The sequence below is a fragment of the Acinetobacter sp. 3657 genome (assembly GCF_031456775.1).
Taxonomy (GTDB): Bacteria; Pseudomonadota; Gammaproteobacteria; order Pseudomonadales; family Moraxellaceae; genus Acinetobacter.
Genome location: NZ_JAVDVH010000004.1, coordinates 122,544 through 138,711, shown reverse-complemented (window position 1 = coordinate 138,711; position 16,168 = coordinate 122,544). Strand labels below are relative to the sequence as shown.

The window sequence follows — 16,168 nt, the reverse complement described above, 5'->3', positions numbered from 1 at the left end:
TCTAAAATAGCCTAAGTAATTTTAAATCTAGTGAATGAAAGTCCGAAAATTCACTTACGCTAAAAAAACATCATGCTAAAATAAGCCACTTGTCATTATAAATTGCACGATTTTCTCTATGTTTCAGCAAGAAATTTCTCAATTAAATCTACAACAACTCAAAGCTGGCGAAAAACGCTGGATTGGTTCACTACTTGGGTCATCAGCAGCACTATTATTTAAAGAAATCGCGATCCAAAGTTCGAATCTATATGTGATTGTAACGAGGAATAATCAGCATCTTGCACAGTTAGAAAGTGAACTCGAATTTTATGGCATAAAACCAATCATTTTCCCAGACTGGGAAATCTTACCCTATGACCGATTGTCTCCGCATCAGGATATTGTTTCAGAGCGATTGGCGATTTTATCCAACATGCCACAAAAAGGCATTTTACTTGTATCAGCCAGTACCTTAGCACAACGTGTCGCACCTTATTCATGGGTGGTCGGTGAACACTTTGATATAAAAGTGGGACAAAAACTAGATTTAGAGGTGCAAAAGAAGCAACTGGTACAGGCGGGTTATCGTTTAGTCGATACTGTCTATGACCATGGTGAGTTTGCTGTTCGAGGCAGCATCATTGATATTTTTGCGTCTGGACAAGAACAACCGATTCGAATAGATCTATTCGATGATGAAATTGAAAGCCTAAAATTCTTTGATCCTGAAACCCAAAGAACAACAGAGTCTTTAAAAAACTTCACAGTTTTACCTGCAAAAGAGTTTCCTTTAAAAGAAGGGCGCTCTACTTTTAGAGATCGTTATGCGGAAAGTTTTCCGACGGCCAATCCGAAGAAAAATCCCATTTATCAAGATGTACTAGAGGGGATTGCAACGCCAGGATTGGAGTTCTACCTGCCATTGTTTTTTGATAAAAAGACAATGGAAGCACAAAGTATGTTAATGACGTACTTACCAAAGAATTGCATTGTCATTACAAATAATGAAATTAAAGATGAGTTAATCAACTTTTGGAAAGAAGTCGTACGCCGTTACGAAGATCGTCGTCACAATATTGATCAACCGATTCTTCCACCTGAAGAATTATTTTTGATGCCAAACCATGTTTTACAGGCATTGAATCAACTTCCACGCATTATTGCGTCTGCTGCTGCTTTTGAGAACAAAGCTGGCGTACTCAACTTAGCAGCTGAGCAACCTACTCAACTTGCAGTTGAACCAAAAAAAGAGCAGCCCTTTGAAGCCGTCAAACGCTATGTAGATCAAAGTAATCATCCTATTTTATTGGTGGCTGAAAGTGCGGGTCGTCGTGAAACCTTAAAAGATGCCTTACGTTCTGCCTTGGGTGAGATTACGACCGTAGACAGTTTTGCTCAATTCCAAAAAGAAAAGTTACGTGTCGCGATTACCAATGCACCTTTGGATCGTGGATTATTGTTAACGGATCAACTTACTGTTATTTCAGAAAATCAGTTATACGAACACCGTGTCGTACAACGTCGCCGTAAGCGTCAACAAGAAGTTTCTGAAGAATTTTTAGTTCGTAGTTTGACTGAGTTAAATATTGGCGCGCCTGTTGTACATATTGATCATGGTGTGGGGCGTTATGCAGGATTAATTACACTTGAAATTGATCGACAGGATCATGAGTTCTTACAACTTGATTATGCCGATAGTGCAAAAATTTATGTTCCCGTCACCAATTTACATTTAATCAGTCGTTATAGCGGCGGTGATCCAGATCTTGCACCTTTACATAAAATTGGTACAGATACGTGGAGCAAAGCAAAACGCAAAGCTTTAGAGCAGATTCATGATGTAGCTGCTGAGTTGTTACATATTCAGGCTCGTCGTCAAGCTAAACCGGGCTTTGCATTTGAGCTAGATCAAATGGCGTATATGCAATTTTCCAGTGGTTTTGCCTACGAAGAGACCTTGGATCAAGCCAATGCCATTGATGCCACATTGCATGATATGCAACTGGCTAAACCGATGGATCGGCTGGTGTGTGGTGATGTTGGTTTTGGTAAAACCGAAGTCGCGATGCGAGCGGCCTTTGTTGCTGTTCAAAATGGCAAACAAGTTGCTGTACTTGTACCAACGACTTTATTGGCACAACAGCATTTTGAATCGTTTAAGGATCGCTTTGCCGATACCGCCGTCAGAATTGAAGTTTTATCTCGTTTTGGCAGTAACAAAACCCACTTAAAAATCATCGAAGATTTGGCGGATGGTAAAGTCGATATCGTGGTGGGAACACATAAGATTCTACAAGAAAATATCCAATTTAATAATCTAGGTTTGATGATTGTGGATGAAGAACACCGTTTTGGTGTTCGAGACAAAGAGCGAATCAAAGCTTTACGTGCCGATGTTGATATGCTGACCTTAACGGCAACGCCGATTCCACGTACGCTCAACATGGCTTTCTCTGGTATGCGTGATTTATCAATTATTGCCACACCTCCTGCACGTCGCCTAGCAGTCAAAACTTTTGTACAAGAACATACCGATGACTCGATCAAAGAAGCAATTTTACGTGAGTTGTTACGTGGTGGTCAGGTCTATCTTCTGCACAATGAAGTGGAAAGTATTGAGCGAGCCGCAGAAACCATACGTACTTTAGTACCCGAAGCACGAGTCGCTGTTGCACATGGACAGATGCGCGAGCGTGAACTTGAGCAAGTGATGCAGCAGTTTTATCACAAAGAATATAACGTTCTGGTTTGCTCGACCATTATTGAAACAGGGATCGATGTTCCAAATGCCAATACGATTATTATTGAGCGTGCTGATAAGTTAGGTTTGGCGCAGTTACACCAATTAAGAGGACGTGTTGGTCGTTCGCATCATCAGGCATATGCTTATTTGCTTGTGCCTTCGTTGAAACACTTAAAAGGCGATGCAGAAAAACGTCTGGATGCGATTCAGCGCGCCTCAACTTTGGGTGCGGGTTTTATGCTGGCGACAGAGGATTTGGAAATCCGCGGCGCGGGTGAACTTCTCGGTGAACAGCAAAGCGGTTCAATGCATGCCATTGGATATAGCTTGTATATGGAAATGCTAGAAAAAGCGACCAAAGCGATTCAGAAAGGTAAAACGCCAAACTTTGATGCACCGTTGTCCTTGACGGCTGAGATTAATCTGCATATGCCAGCGCTGATTCCTGATGATTATTTAGGGGATGTACATCAACGCTTACTGTTCTATAAACGCATTAGTAATACGGATACACAGGAAAAGCTGGATAATATCCGCATGGAGTTAATTGATCGTTTTGGCATTCCACCACAACCTGTTAAACAACTCTTTAGTGTTCATCAAGTCCGTTTGAGCGCGGAACAACTTGGAATTACTAAAGTTGATATCAATAGCAATGGCGGCTATGTTGAGTTTTCACCTGATACCCCAGTACAAGCGGTCAGCATTATTCAACTAATGCAGAAAAATCCAACTTATTATCGGATGGAAGGTGGTCAACGACTGAAAATTATGGTGCAGCTTGCTGAATATGATAAGCGTATTCAGTTCATTATGGATTTATTGAATAAATTATTAAATGAAATGAATAGCTAGAATCAAATCATGATTTGTTGGTTAATTGATCAAGTTTGTTTTTTTGTAGGCTAAGCACATTTCTTGGATTAAAACCTTATGCAATAAATGAGGAAAATCATTGTTATTTGTAATCAAATAGCCTACTTAGAATATTCACATCAGAACTGATGTGGTAGTATTGATCATCATTATTCTGCATCATTTATAAAGATATGTTTAGTTTGCATCCCCAACTTGCTCAAGATACATTTTTTGTAGGCGATTTCCCGCTTTCAACATGTCGTTTAATGAATGATATGCAATTTCCTTGGTTAATTCTTGTGCCACGCGTACCAGGAATTACAGAGTTATATGAACTCAGCCAAGCAGATCAGGAACAGTTTTTGCGTGAATCAAGCTGGTTATCTAGCCAACTTTCGCGTGTATTCCGTGCGGATAAAATGAATGTTGCCGCGTTAGGCAATGTTGTACCTCAATTGCATTTTCATCATGTTGTACGTTATCAAAACGATGTTGCATGGCCTAAACCAGTTTGGGGAAATCCAGCAGTCCCTTATAGCAATGATGTGCTCGCGCATATGCGCCAAACATTGATGCTTGCACTACGTGGACAAGGCGATATGCCATTCGATTGGCGCATGGACTGATCTAAAAAATAGAAGAAAAATAGTATTCTATAATAAGAAAGGAGGATAGAGTGTCGCTAGACAGGTTGATTGATAAAGAACCTAGACAGTTCGCTTACTTTCATCGTTTGATGGGATATTCGATTCTGTCACTAATTTTGGTAATTTATACATTTACCTCATCGAGTGCTAACTATCAACTTTATATCCTCCCTTTATTATTGATTTATTTTTTATTTTGTCCACGACTCGAAAAATGGCTGCAATATAAATACGATAAAAAAACTGAAAAAAATGTGTATTTCGCCAATGAGGCGATTATCGTCTCCATCGTTCTCGCTGCACTTCATCTAAGTTTAGTTCCAACCTTTGTTATTATTTTTGCCTTATTATATGTTGGATTGAACAATAGAATTTCTTTACCGATTGCTTGTCTGATCGGGCTTATTGGTGTCATTACATTTTATTTTAGTACCTTTTTTATATTTGGTGCTGAACAGTATTTTGAGCCGACCAATCCAGAACTGACCGTGGTGAGTTTGCTGGGTTTAATGGTATTTATCGTCATTGGAAATTATTACCAGCATCGTCGATTGAGTGTCTTAGGGCAGCAACGTCAGCATTATCATAATCAAATGACGCGCTATATTGCTTTTGCAAATCAGTTAAGTCGCTACGCGCCATTACAACTGTGGCAGTCGATTATGCGCGGTGAAGCTGAAGCAAAAATTGAATACAAGCGTAAAAAACTCACCATTTTCTTCTCTGATATACAAGGTTTTACCGAACTATCAGAAACGCTTATTCCAGATGATTTGGCTTTTTTACTCAATGACTATTTGAGTCATATGACTGAAATCGCAAAACAATATGAAGCAACTGTCGATAAGTTTATGGGAGATGCTATTCTCATTTTCTTTGGTGATCCAAACTCGCAAGGTACAGAACAAGATGCAAAATCTTGTGTGGAAATGGCAATTGCGATGCGTCAACAAATGAAACTGTTGCGTGAGCGGTGGAAGAAAATGGGCTATCCAGCGCTGCATATCCGTATGGGAATAAGTACAGGGTATTGCCACGTAGGTAATTATGGTGCATCGCATCGTATGGCGTATACCATCGTCGGGCGCGATGTGAATTTGGCATCACGATTACAATCTGCCGCAGAAGTGGACGAGATACTCATTGCCGATGACACACATCAACTCATCAAAAGTGAGTTTCTGTGTGTGCCTAAAGTTCCGATCTACTTAAAAGGGATTCAAGGACCTGTTAAAACTTGGCAAGTGATGGAAAAGTTCACAGGCAAAAAATCGGATACACAAAAATGGTTTGATTATGATTATAAGGGTTTCCATTTGGTCTTGAACCTAGAGGAAGTCCAAAACTATGAATATCCTGAGTTGGTTGAGATTTTAGAAACCATGATTGAGCGCATTCAGACGCATCAAAAAATTACCAATGCGCAGGGTGTTCCGAAACTCACACTAGACGATGAAGTTAAGCAATAAGCACTGAACGATCATATTTTAATTTTCATTACACAATAAAAAAATCCTCTTTTAAATTGATTAAAAGAGGATTTTTTTAAATCATTAAGCAATAAACTTAATGATTTTCCGAAGCATGGTTGATGGTGTATTTAGGAATCTCAATTTCTAAATCTTCATCAACGATGACTACTTGGCAAGATAGACGTGAATCTGGTTCAAGACCCCATGCACGATCGAGCAAATCGGCTTCTACATCATCCATTTCTTCAAGGCTATCAAAACCTTTACGAACAACGACGTGGCAAGTCGTACAAGCACTTGACATATCACAAGCATGCTCAATTTTAATGCCTTGCTTGAGTAAGCTCTTGCATAAATTGGCATTGTGTTCGACTTCAAATTCAGCACCTTCAGGGCAGATTTGAGCGTGAGGGAGCACTTTAATACGTGGCATATTGATCACCTATACCGTTAGTTTGAGTTTGACCAATCTTCAAGTTTTGTACCCTTTAAGGCATGGTCAATATGTCGGTTCATACGAAGTGCAGCGAATGCATCACTATGAATTTTAAGTTGTTGAACAGCATTTTCGATCGCTTCGAGTTCATTGGTTTCAAGGCGAACTTTCAATGCTTCGGCTGCTAGGATTAGATCACGCGCTTGTTGCTGCGTTAATAAATCCGTATCTGCTTTTAAAGCCTGCTCTAAAGCTTCTAGCTCACGCTGTGCTTCAACTTTGGTTTCTTGCAAATGACGAAGTTGTTTATCTTCCTCAGCATGTTGGAAACCTTCGATAAGTAAGCGTTCAGTATCCGTTGATGACAAACCATAAGATGGTTTGATGTCGATTTTAGCTTGAACGCCAGAAGTCGTTTCTTTTGCGGATACCGTGAGAAGTCCATCTGCATCGACTTGGAACGTCACCTCAATGCGAGCTTGTCCAGCAGTCATCGGTGGAATGCCATGTAAAACAAAACGTCCTAATGAACGACAGTGTTCTACCAAATCACGCTCGCCTTGAACCACATGAATCAACATTGCTGTTTGACCATCTTGATAGGTCGTGAACTCTTGACGGCGAGCCACTGGAATCGCAGTGTTACGTGATATTAAGCGTTCAACTAAGCCACCCATGGTTTCTAAGCCCAGCGAAAGTGGGGTTACATCGAGAAGTAGCGAGCCGTCCTGACTATTTCCAATCAGTTGGTTGGCTGTAATCGATGCACCAATTGCAACGACTTCATCTGGATTTATCGTACACAATGGTTCACGTTCAAATAATTCAGCGACTGCTTTTTTAACAGCATAAGAGCGTGTTGAACCACCAACTAAGACTACATTTTCAATATCGTCTAATTTAAGTTTTGCATCACGTAAAACGCGCTTACATACGCTTATGGTTTTATCGAGTGCAACTTGAATGATTGATTCAAAAGTTGTGCGGTCTAGCGTCAGGCGGTCATCTAATAGTTTTAATTCAGCAGAATCGTGATCTGTTAAATATTCTTTTGCTTGGCGAGCAGCAACAATGAAAACGGCATATTCTTCATCATTGAGCGTCTCAATGTTGAGCTGTTTCTTGGCCCATTTCACGATGAGACGGTCTAGATCATCACCACCAAGTGCAGTGTGTCCACCAGTTGCCAATACTTCAAATACGCCTTGCGAAAAACGCAAAATAGACACGTCAAATGTACCACCGCCTAAATCATAAATGACGTAGTTGCGATCTGTACTCAGATTGGTTTCTTGGTCAAGACCGTAAGCAACCGCAGCAGCAGTTGGCTCATTCAACAAGCGTAATACATTTAAGCCAGCAAGTTGAGCTGCATCACGTGTTGCTTGACGTTGTGCCTCATCGAAATAAGCAGGAACAGTAATGACTGCACCATTGACTGGATTATTTAGGCTTGATTCTGCGCGTTCTTTGAGATTTTTTAAAATCTCAGCAGAAATCTCAACGGGAGTTTTGCGACCCGCCGGCGTTTCAAAAGCTGGCATTTCATTTTCAGCACCAACAAGTGTGTAGGGATGCTGGAATTTAATATCGGATTGTGAACGGCCCATAAATCGTTTAACTGAAACGATAGTGTTTTTGGGATCGGTCATCATAAATGGCTTGGCTTCATAACCAAACGTTGTTATATCCTTTGCATAATGAACAATAGAGGGTAATAACACTCTATTTTTTTCATCTTGTAGAACTTTCGGTTTTCCCGATAGCACTGTCGCCACTAAAGAGTGGGTTGTCCCTAAGTCAATGCCAATCGCAATACGGTGTTGATGCGGGGCAGTAGATTGACCAGGTTCAGCAATTTGCAAAAGTGCCATGCGTGAGTTATCCCTTGAAAATAATCGGTTAAAGCGGACTAAAAATCATCGTCTAAATCGAAGCTATCTTCTGCGTCGAACATGCGATCTTCAGCTTTATCAATATCATTCATAACACGTTGGAAGAAACGTAGCTTACGTACGGTATCGCGTGCCTCAGCCCAGTCTTCTTCCGCGTAATCGATTTTAAACTCGCGTACTAAGCTATCAATCCACTGTTGAATATCTATTTTTAAGGTGTGGAGTTGATCTGTCGATGTTGCTTCATCGAGTTGCTCACGCATTTCTAGTGCAGATTGCAAGAACTCAAAATCATTAATGGATTGATCAAGATGATGATCTTGTTTTTTTAAGCCAAGCAAATACGCAGCGCGGCTATCAACATGTGATAACACTTTATACGCTTGATTGATGTCACTGGACTTGATCAAAGCTTGATCTTTATCACTGGTCTTGTCTGGATGATATTGCTGTTGCAAACTTAAAAACTGTTTTTTTAAAGCTGCTAAATCTATATCGAGTGCTTCGGGTAATAAGAACAGCTCAAAATGATTCATGGGAGATGAATTCCGCTATTGTTAAATACGTTAAAACAGTGCGGAACACACTGTTTTGACGAGAAGAAAGAAAGGAGAGTGGGATTAAACAGTAAAGGATTCACCGCAGCCACATTCACCTTTTTGATTTGGGTTGCTAAATTCAAAGCCTTCATTTAAGCCGTTTTTCACATAGTCCATTTCTAGACCATCGAGATAAACTAAGCTTTTAGGGTCGACAAAAACTTTAACACCAGATTGTTCGAAAATTTGATCATGTGTGTCTATGTCATCAACAAATTCGAGCACATAAGCCAAGCCAGAACAACCTGAAGTTTTCACACCAACACGAATGCCTTCACCTTTACCTCGATTTTGAAGGTAATTGCTGATATGAGCTGCAGCATTTTCAGTTAAATGGATCATGAAAACTCCAATGTTTGATCGGTCATCAATTAAGCTTTAACTTTTTTGCCGCGATAATCTTCAATCGCAGCTTTAATCGCATCTTCAGCCAATACAGAACAGTGTACTTTTACTGGTGGAAGTGCTAACTCAGTAGCAATATCAATATTTTTGATTGCTTGAGCTTGATCTAGCGTCTTGCCTTTTAACCATTCGGTTACAAGGGAGCTTGATGCAATTGCAGAACCACAGCCATAAGTCTTAAAGCGTGCTTCTTCAATAACACCATTGTCATCGACTTGAATTTGTAGACGCATGACATCGCCGCACGCTGGTGCGCCAACCATACCTGTACCTACATTTTCAGCATTTTTATCTAAAACACCAACATTACGAGGATTTTCGTAATGATCAATTACCTTTTCACTATAAGCCATGTCGCTTCTCCAAACCTCGGGGTCAGCCTAATATTAATATGAGGGTTAAAACGCTATTTTCAATGAAGAGTTCAATGAATTAGTGTTCAGCCCACTCAACTGTTGAAAGATCAATACCTTCTTTATACATATCCCAAAGCGGAGAAAGTTCACGCAATTTCTCAACAGCAGCTTTGGTAATTGTTAACACGTGGTCGATATCTGCTTCAGTTGTGTACTTACCAAAACTAAAACGGATAGAACTGTGTGCTAACTCATCAGATAAACCTAAAGCACGTAAAACGTATGATGGTTCTAGTGTTGCAGAGGTACAAGCAGAACCACTTGAAACTGCTGCATCTTTTAGTGCCATCATTAGGGATTCACCTTCAACAAAGTTGAAGCTGACATTTAAATAATTTGCAACGCTTTGAGTCTGGTGGCCATTTAAAAACACTTGTTCAAGGTCTTGTAAGCCATTCCATAACTTGTCACGTAGCTGACGAATACGCGTTTGTTCTGCTTGCAGGTTTTTGCCTGCAATTTCAAAAGCTTCACCCATACCCACGATTTGATGTGTCGCTAGAGTGCCCGAACGCATACCACGCTCATGACCGCCACCGTGCACTTGTGCTTTAAGGCGAACACGTGGACTACGGCGAACGAAAAGTGCGCCAATACCTTTAGGACCATAAATTTTGTGTGCTGAGAAACTCATCAAATCGATTTTCATGGTTGAAAGATCAATTTCAACTTTACCTGCTGCTTGAGCGGCATCAACATGGAAAAAGGTTTTGTTGGCACGTGTCAATTCACCGATCGCAGCAACGTCCGTTACTGTACCAATTTCGTTATTGACCATCATTAATGAAACAAGAATCGTATCTGGGCGCAATGCAGCTTGAACCATTTCAGGGGTAATTAAACCCGTGCGTGGTTCTGGTTCTAAATAGGTGATTTCAAAACCTTGCTCTTCAAGTTCACGACAAGGATCTAACACTGCTTTGTGTTCGATTTTACTTGTGATGATGTGTTTGCCTCTTGAGCCGTAAAATTGAGCAATCCCTTTTAGGGCCAAGTTGTCTGACTCGGTTGCACCTGAAGTCCAAACGATTTCGCGTGGATCTGCTTTGATTAGATTCGCAACTTGCTCACGTGCATATTCAGCTTTTTCTTCAGCTTGCCAACCATAGGCATGCGAACGTGAAGCAGGGTTACCGAAAGACCCTTCGAAGGTTAAGCATTCCATCATACGTTCCGCAACTTCAGGAAGTACGGGAGTGGTTGCTGCGTAATCAAGATAAATTGGACGTTTCATGTCAAATACCTGTAACCGATAGAAGGGCTGAATCTAAACTTACTGAATTTTGGCGGACTGCAACGGTTTGCACGTTGTCACGAGCGATTAGATCGGCAAGAGTGATTTTTGCAAGATAATCGGCAATATGGTGGGAGAGTTCTTGCCATAAGTCATGCGTTAAACACATTGCACCATTTTGGCAGTTACCTTTATGGTCGCAACGTGTCGCATCGACAGTTTCATTTACAGCTTCAATAATTGCTAGTACTGTGATTTCACTTGCTTTTCGGGCAAGGTGATATCCACCATTTGCACCACGAACGCTTGAAACTAAGCCGTGTCGTTTGAGTTTTGCGAATAACTGTTCTAGATAAGCGACTGAGATGGATTGACGATTTGCTATTTCAGCAAGCGTGATCGTTTGTTCAGTTGGCTGCAAAGCTAAATCAAGTAGAGCAGTCACTGCGTAACGACCGCGAGTAGTAAGGCGCATGATTCGATACACATGGTTAGACTAGATGTCTAAATTTTATGAATTCCGACTAAAATAGTCAAGTTTTTTAATTGCCATTGTGCAGGTGAAAAGTAAATTAACTTGGATTTATTGTATCCACGCATTATAAACAAAAAAAGCAATAAAAATAAAGCTCAATACAGCGAAGCCGATATTGATCAAACGCTGCCGTTTTTGTAGACGGAGAATACGATTTTGATGTTGCTTTACCTCTACAAGTAATGTGTTGATTTCGGAACGTTGTTGATCAATTTTGTCGAGTAATGGGGCAATACGATGCTGTGACGCAATTGTATCTGCATCATCACCAAAGCTGTTCAACCATTGTTTCCAGTTAACCAATATGCTCGATAAAGTGAAATGAGGAACTAAATCGGTAAATTGTTCAGCGAGCGTTGCATCGCCTAAAATACGCATATTGTTAATACTACGTTGATTGTTAAACACGAAGATCTTAATCAGATCAATAAGTGTGCTATTAATTTCTAAATCTACTTTTCGATCGAGTGCTTTCATATCAAACAACAGGCCTTTTTCTGTGAATTGAATATAAAAGTCAAAGAAAGGAATGTAGCTGTTAATACGAATCGTAATTTTTTGATCAATTAACTTTTTTGCTTGCAAGCGTAGTGCAGCATCATGTGTGAGGATGAAAGAGAAAAAAGTTTCTAAAACAATGATGACAATGTTTAGCAACAAATGTGGGTGTTTATGTCTTTGTTGCGTATCACGCATGAGTCTCTTTTTCCTTACCAGTTAGTCCAAAAAACAAAGCCTGTAAACTTGAGTATCCTTACTCAACTGTTAAAAACAATTTACACGACTATATTGCTTTGTAGAACAGTTTTTTAAAACGATCAAGTCCTAATTTTGATATTATAAAAACATTTTTATGGTTAAATACGACATGTTGTTTGTAAAGTGCTTAGGAGTAATGGTTCATGGATAAGGCAAGTAGAGAAAATGTGAGTGAAGAAACAGAGGCAGGAACTAAGCTAAAATCAAAGAGTTCCAAGAAATCGGCACTCGATTTTAAAAAATACACACAACAAATTTGGCTAGCAGGTTTAGGGGCTTTTTCTCGCGCTGAGGAAGAAGGAAATAAATTATTCGACTCATTGGTTAAAGTTGGCGAAGAGTTGGAGTCAAAGACAGTAGATTTTGCTGACAATACTGTAGGTAAGGTTACAGAAAAAGCAAAAGAGTCTGTCACGGATACCAAGGATAAGGTTGAAAAGATTTTAGATAGTGGAGTGAATCACTCTTTAAATCGAATTGGATTGGTGACGCCGAAGGATCTTCAGCATATCGAACAGTTATTGGTGCAACTACATATTAAAGTCGATGCTTTAATCGAAGAAAATGATCAACTTAAGGCTAAATTGAATAAAAAGTAAAAAAATTGCGAGCAACTCGTCCGTTTATGTCGTATTTCGGTATTTATTTTAATTAAAAGGTCTTTCTAGTATTGCGTTCTCCCCTAAAGCATTGCTATAAAGGCTGCATGGCCTTTTAAACTATAGCCTTGGATCTTAACAAACGATATTAAGAGGATATTTTTTATCATGAATAAATCAGAATTAATTGATGCGATCGCTGAAAAAGGGGGAGTGTCTAAGTCGGATGCTGGTAAGGCACTTGACGCGACAATCGCATCAATCACTGAAGCACTTAAAAAAGGTGATACGGTTACTTTAGTTGGTTTCGGTACTTTTAGCGTAAAAGAACGAGCTGCACGTACTGGTCGTAATCCTAAAACTGGTGAAGAGCTTCAAATCAAAGCAAGCAAAGTACCTAGCTTCAAAGCTGGTAAGGGTTTAAAAGATTCGGTTGCGTAATCTTTCTAAATCAATAAACGCACCATTTTGGGTGCGTTTTTTATTTATCGAATGAAAAAATTAATTTGATCCTCATTCGGCATTCATTCACTTTGGTTTTTCAGTTAAAATTGCCCCGAAATAAAATATTGGAATACTTATGGAATCATTTCGTACAGTCATTAAGGGTTGGCTTGGCAAAGTCCTATTAGTTTTGTTTTTGACCCCTTTAGCACTTGTAGGTATTGAAGGATATTTTAGTGGCGGCAATAGAGTAGATGTTGCCAAATCGGTAAATGGTCAGGATATTTCTAAGAAAGAATTAGAAAGTGCGATCAAAAATTATAAAGATCAATATTTATCTTTGGTTCAGGGCGATGAGTCACTGTTAAATCTTCCTGTTATTCAGGAAAAAGCATTAGATGCACTTGTTGCACGTAGTTTGTTGTCGCAACAAGCAGATAAATTAGGTATCTCTTTAAGTGATGTGCAGCTTGAGCAAATGTTGGCTCAACAGCCTGGTTTTCAGGAAAATGGAAAATTTTCTCAACAATTATACGAAAACTATTTACGCTCTGCTGGCATGACCAATCAGGGCTTGATCGCGAGTCTCCGCCAAGATCATGCTTTGAAGATGGTTTCATCAACGCTGATGGAGTATGCATTGGTCAGTCAGTCTGATTTGCAGCAATTAGCAAATCTGCAAACAGAACAGCGCACATTGCATTTAGCAAGTATCAAATTAGATGACTACAAGAAAGGGGTAACAGCGACAAACCAAGAAATCACTGATTACTACAACAAGCATAAAAATGAATTTAAGCAAGTTGCAAGTGTTGATGTGGATTATGTGGTTCTAAGTCCAGCGTTGCTTCCTCAAGCAAATCTAGCAGTAACAGAGGCGGATTTAAAACAAGCTTATGCAGCATTTGTGGAAAAACAACAAAAAGATGTAAAGCGTGAAGTTAAACATATCTTGATTACTGCTGATGAGCGCGGTGATGCTGCTGCTCAAAAGCTTGCGAATGATGTTTATGCCAAAATCCAAGCAGGGATGACATTTGCGCAAGCAGCGGCACAATTCTCTGATGACCCTAGCTCAAAAGGGCAAGGTGGTTTGGTTGAGGCTTATGCACCTGGTGCTTTCTCAGCTGATTTTGACAGTGCTGTAAATGGTTTGAAAAATGGACAAATTTCTAAACCTGTAAAAACGCAGTATGGTTACCATATTATTGAGACAAATGCACCAGAAGCAAATATTCCATCGTTTGAATCTGAAAAAGCACGTTTAACCGCAGAAGTTGAAAAAACTAAGGTCGCTAATTTGTTTAGTGACACAGTCAATAACTTAAATGAAATGGTTGTAGGTGGTGACTCTTTAGATGTGGTTGCGCAAGAGGTTAAAGGTGCGCGTATTCAATCTGCTAAAACAGTGACTTTAGCAACACAAGATCCAGTGTTAAGTGATTTAAGTGTTAAAGCAAAACTGTTTAGTGATGATGTGAAAAATGGTGATCGAAATGCATCATCTAGTATCCAATTGGCGAATGGAGATACCATTTGGATTAAAGTTCGTGATTATCATCCAGCAGGTACGAAACCTTTGACACAAGTCACGGCAGAGGTGAAGGCGAAAGTGATTGAAGAGAAGGCTTATAAAGCAGCCCAAGCAAAAGTTGCGACAACCTTGGCTGACTTCAAGACTCAACCAGCTGCCAACGTGATTGCAAAATCACAAGTGACTTTTGAAAATGCAGGTACATTTGCGCGCTCTCAAGGCCTGAAACGTGCGATTGAGCGAGCTGCATTTAGTCTTGCAGCACCAAGCAAAGACGGAATGTGGTCTGCAACAGCGACGAAGCTACCAAACGAGCTAGTGATTGTTGCGGTTTCAAAAGTTGATAGCAGTATAGCAAGTGGTTTGCCAGCAGAAGAGTTGAAAGAGTTGAGAAAGCTTTATCAGCAGTTCCGCGGGCAACAAATTTTGGATGACTATACTGAATATTTAAAATCGCAAGCGGAAATCAAATAAGTTTGATTGAAGTAAAAAAGCCAGTTTAAAGAAAACTGGCTTTTTTTATGCAGAGTTGAAAATTATTTCTTTTGGATAAATTTAGCTTCTTCTGATTGCGGGTATTGAGCCAACAATTTGGTTTTATATTGATTTGCTTGCGCTGTATTTTTATCTACTTCAGTTGCGATGCTATACAGTTGATATAGGGCACGTGAGGCTCTTGCAGAATTTGGATATTTATCTACGACGGTATTATAGTTTTGTTTGGCAGCAGTATAGTTGGCTGGAGTAATCGCGAGATAAAACTCTGCCAGCCAAAAATATGCATTCCCAATATAAATTCCGTTAGGATGGTTTTTAATGAAATTTTGCATCGGCTGAATGGCTTGTTTCGCGCCACCTTGTTTGTATGCATCTAGTGCCACCGTATACGCGGCTTTTTCTAACTCTAGTTGATTGTTCGCATTGATATTGGCTGCTGCCGTACTGGGTTGAGGCTGCGCTTCAACAGGTGTGCTTGCAGTAACAGTATTTGAAACGGGTTGCGAAGCATCAATCGGTTCGTCTGCATGTTCCTCAGGAGGATCAATCTTCTGAGATAGTAATTCTAAACGTTGATCTAAATCAGTATAGCGATTTGTGAGTTCTTTTTTGAGTTGCTCAATGGCATTGTCATGCTCTTCGAGTTGACCGCGTAACTTACGAACTTCTTCTTCGAGTCTTTGATTCTTCTGGATGAGATCCCAGTTTAAGTTTGAACCTACGTTTGCGGTATTGCCAGTATTGGCAGACTGTTGGCTTAATGCTCGAGATTCAATTGGGACATTGGCATATAAATGTGCACTGCTGAGTAAGGCAACAAAAAGTACAGAATGCTTCTTTAGCATGAAAATTTATCCATTAAGTTGAAAAATAAAGCTGTGAGCGAACAAGTCTTCATTCTTTACATGTAACACAGCGAATATAGGTTCTGATTAAGTCATTAAAACAGCAACTCGTTTAAATGCAATAAGCATTTACAATCTTCAAGCACTTTTGCTGGGAATCGGCTTATTGTTGTTCAATGTTTATACATCTTTTGAAAATGGATGATTAACACGATGGTAATTGATGAGGAATTAGACGGTTGAACTAAAAACTCACTGAAAAACAGA

At 39.8% G+C, this 16,168-nt stretch carries 15 protein-coding genes; 6 read left to right on the top strand and 9 right to left on the bottom strand.

The window, feature by feature from the left end; all coding sequences use genetic code 11:
- Positions 1–118: 118 nt before the first annotated feature.
- The 3 genes from mfd to J2Y37_RS06495 all read left to right on the top strand — a co-directional run bounded on the left by mfd (position 119) and on the right by J2Y37_RS06495 (position 5,699).
- Positions 119–3,580: a transcription-repair coupling factor gene (gene mfd, locus J2Y37_RS06505; protein ID WP_349032275.1), complete on the top strand. Its 3,462-nt coding sequence runs from the start codon at positions 119–121 to the stop codon at positions 3,578–3,580.
- Between the two features lie 194 nt (positions 3,581–3,774).
- Positions 3,775–4,209: an HIT domain-containing protein gene (locus J2Y37_RS06500; RefSeq protein WP_004671603.1), complete on the top strand. Its 435-nt coding sequence runs from the start codon at positions 3,775–3,777 to the stop codon at positions 4,207–4,209.
- A gap of 50 nt (positions 4,210–4,259) precedes the next feature.
- Positions 4,260–5,699, top strand: a complete 1,440-nt coding sequence (locus tag J2Y37_RS06495; protein WP_005197351.1) for an adenylate/guanylate cyclase domain-containing protein — start codon at positions 4,260–4,262, stop codon at positions 5,697–5,699.
- A 97-nt stretch (positions 5,700–5,796) separates the two neighbouring features.
- On the opposite strand, the gene fdx is transcribed toward J2Y37_RS06495, so the two are convergent.
- From fdx to J2Y37_RS06455, 8 genes are all read right to left on the bottom strand, one after another.
- Positions 5,797–6,135 (bottom strand): ISC system 2Fe-2S type ferredoxin, encoded by a 339-nt coding sequence (gene fdx / locus J2Y37_RS06490; RefSeq protein ID WP_005197350.1) that lies wholly within the window; start codon positions 6,133–6,135, stop codon positions 5,797–5,799.
- 17 nt (positions 6,136–6,152) lie between these two features.
- Positions 6,153–8,012, bottom strand: a complete 1,860-nt coding sequence (gene hscA / locus J2Y37_RS06485) for a Fe-S protein assembly chaperone HscA (RefSeq protein ID WP_349032274.1) — start codon at positions 8,010–8,012, stop codon at positions 6,153–6,155.
- Between the two features lie 38 nt (positions 8,013–8,050).
- Positions 8,051–8,569 carry a Fe-S protein assembly co-chaperone HscB gene (gene hscB, locus J2Y37_RS06480; protein ID WP_004671593.1) on the bottom strand — a complete coding sequence of 173 codons (519 nt, stop codon included), beginning with the start codon at positions 8,567–8,569 and terminating at the stop codon, positions 8,051–8,053.
- Positions 8,570–8,653: 84 nt separating this feature from the next.
- The gene (gene iscA / locus J2Y37_RS06475) at positions 8,654–8,974 is read right to left on the bottom strand and encodes an iron-sulfur cluster assembly protein IscA (RefSeq protein WP_004671592.1); all 321 of its coding nucleotides are present in this window, start codon (positions 8,972–8,974) and stop codon (positions 8,654–8,656) included.
- Between the two features lie 29 nt (positions 8,975–9,003).
- A complete protein-coding gene (iscU, locus tag J2Y37_RS06470; protein ID WP_004671591.1) occupies positions 9,004–9,390 on the bottom strand; it encodes a Fe-S cluster assembly scaffold IscU in 387 nt (128 codons plus the stop codon).
- A gap of 79 nt (positions 9,391–9,469) precedes the next feature.
- Complete coding sequence (locus tag J2Y37_RS06465) at positions 9,470–10,687, bottom strand: IscS subfamily cysteine desulfurase (protein ID WP_004671590.1); 1,218 nt, start codon at positions 10,685–10,687, stop codon at positions 9,470–9,472.
- Between the two features lies 1 nt (position 10,688).
- Positions 10,689–11,162, bottom strand: a complete 474-nt coding sequence (locus J2Y37_RS06460; RefSeq protein ID WP_004671589.1) for an Rrf2 family transcriptional regulator — start codon at positions 11,160–11,162, stop codon at positions 10,689–10,691.
- Positions 11,163–11,270: 108 nt separating this feature from the next.
- Positions 11,271–11,918, bottom strand: a complete 648-nt coding sequence (locus tag J2Y37_RS06455; protein ID WP_004671588.1) for a hypothetical protein — start codon at positions 11,916–11,918, stop codon at positions 11,271–11,273.
- Positions 11,919–12,124: 206 nt separating this feature from the next.
- On the opposite strand from J2Y37_RS06455, the gene J2Y37_RS06450 reads away from it, so the two are divergent.
- The 3 genes from J2Y37_RS06450 (at position 12,125) to J2Y37_RS06440 (ending at position 15,032) form a co-directional block, all read left to right on the top strand.
- A complete protein-coding gene (locus tag J2Y37_RS06450) occupies positions 12,125–12,580 on the top strand; it encodes a phasin family protein (protein ID WP_004671587.1) in 456 nt (151 codons plus the stop codon).
- Between the two features lie 168 nt (positions 12,581–12,748).
- Positions 12,749–13,021 (top strand): HU family DNA-binding protein, encoded by a 273-nt coding sequence (locus J2Y37_RS06445; protein WP_004639426.1) that lies wholly within the window; start codon positions 12,749–12,751, stop codon positions 13,019–13,021.
- Between the two features lie 139 nt (positions 13,022–13,160).
- Positions 13,161–15,032 (top strand): SurA N-terminal domain-containing protein, encoded by a 1,872-nt coding sequence (locus J2Y37_RS06440; protein ID WP_349032273.1) that lies wholly within the window; start codon positions 13,161–13,163, stop codon positions 15,030–15,032.
- A 62-nt stretch (positions 15,033–15,094) separates the two neighbouring features.
- Here J2Y37_RS06440 and J2Y37_RS06435 read toward each other — a convergent pair whose 3' ends face one another.
- On the bottom strand, positions 15,095–15,901 hold the full coding sequence (locus J2Y37_RS06435) for a YbgF trimerization domain-containing protein (protein WP_004671582.1): 807 nt from the start codon (positions 15,899–15,901) through the stop codon (positions 15,095–15,097).
- Positions 15,902–16,168: the final 267 nt, after the last annotated feature.

Excerpts from the sequence above, each read along its gene's own strand:
- mfd (WP_349032275.1), top strand. The coding sequence starts at position 119 with ATGTTTCAGCAAGAAATTTCTCAATTAAATCTACAACAACTCAAAGCT.
- J2Y37_RS06500 (WP_004671603.1), top strand. The coding sequence starts at position 3,775 with ATGTTTAGTTTGCATCCCCAACTTGCTCAAGATACATTTTTTGTAGGC.
- fdx (WP_005197350.1), bottom strand. The coding sequence starts at position 6,135 with ATGCCACGTATTAAAGTGCTCCCTCACGCTCAAATCTGCCCTGAAGGT.
- hscA (WP_349032274.1), bottom strand. The coding sequence starts at position 8,012 with ATGGCACTTTTGCAAATTGCTGAACCTGGTCAATCTACTGCCCCGCAT.
- hscB (WP_004671593.1), bottom strand. The coding sequence starts at position 8,569 with ATGAATCATTTTGAGCTGTTCTTATTACCCGAAGCACTCGATATAGAT.
- iscA (WP_004671592.1), bottom strand. The coding sequence starts at position 8,974 with ATGATCCATTTAACTGAAAATGCTGCAGCTCATATCAGCAATTACCTT.
- iscU (WP_004671591.1), bottom strand. The coding sequence starts at position 9,390 with ATGGCTTATAGTGAAAAGGTAATTGATCATTACGAAAATCCTCGTAAT.
- J2Y37_RS06465 (WP_004671590.1), bottom strand. The coding sequence starts at position 10,687 with ATGAAACGTCCAATTTATCTTGATTACGCAGCAACCACTCCCGTACTT.
- J2Y37_RS06460 (WP_004671589.1), bottom strand. The coding sequence starts at position 11,162 with ATGCGCCTTACTACTCGCGGTCGTTACGCAGTGACTGCTCTACTTGAT.
- J2Y37_RS06455 (WP_004671588.1), bottom strand. The coding sequence starts at position 11,918 with ATGCGTGATACGCAACAAAGACATAAACACCCACATTTGTTGCTAAAC.
- J2Y37_RS06450 (WP_004671587.1), top strand. The coding sequence starts at position 12,125 with ATGGATAAGGCAAGTAGAGAAAATGTGAGTGAAGAAACAGAGGCAGGA.
- J2Y37_RS06445 (WP_004639426.1), top strand. The coding sequence starts at position 12,749 with ATGAATAAATCAGAATTAATTGATGCGATCGCTGAAAAAGGGGGAGTG.
- J2Y37_RS06440 (WP_349032273.1), top strand. The coding sequence starts at position 13,161 with ATGGAATCATTTCGTACAGTCATTAAGGGTTGGCTTGGCAAAGTCCTA.
- J2Y37_RS06435 (WP_004671582.1), bottom strand. The coding sequence starts at position 15,901 with ATGCTAAAGAAGCATTCTGTACTTTTTGTTGCCTTACTCAGCAGTGCA.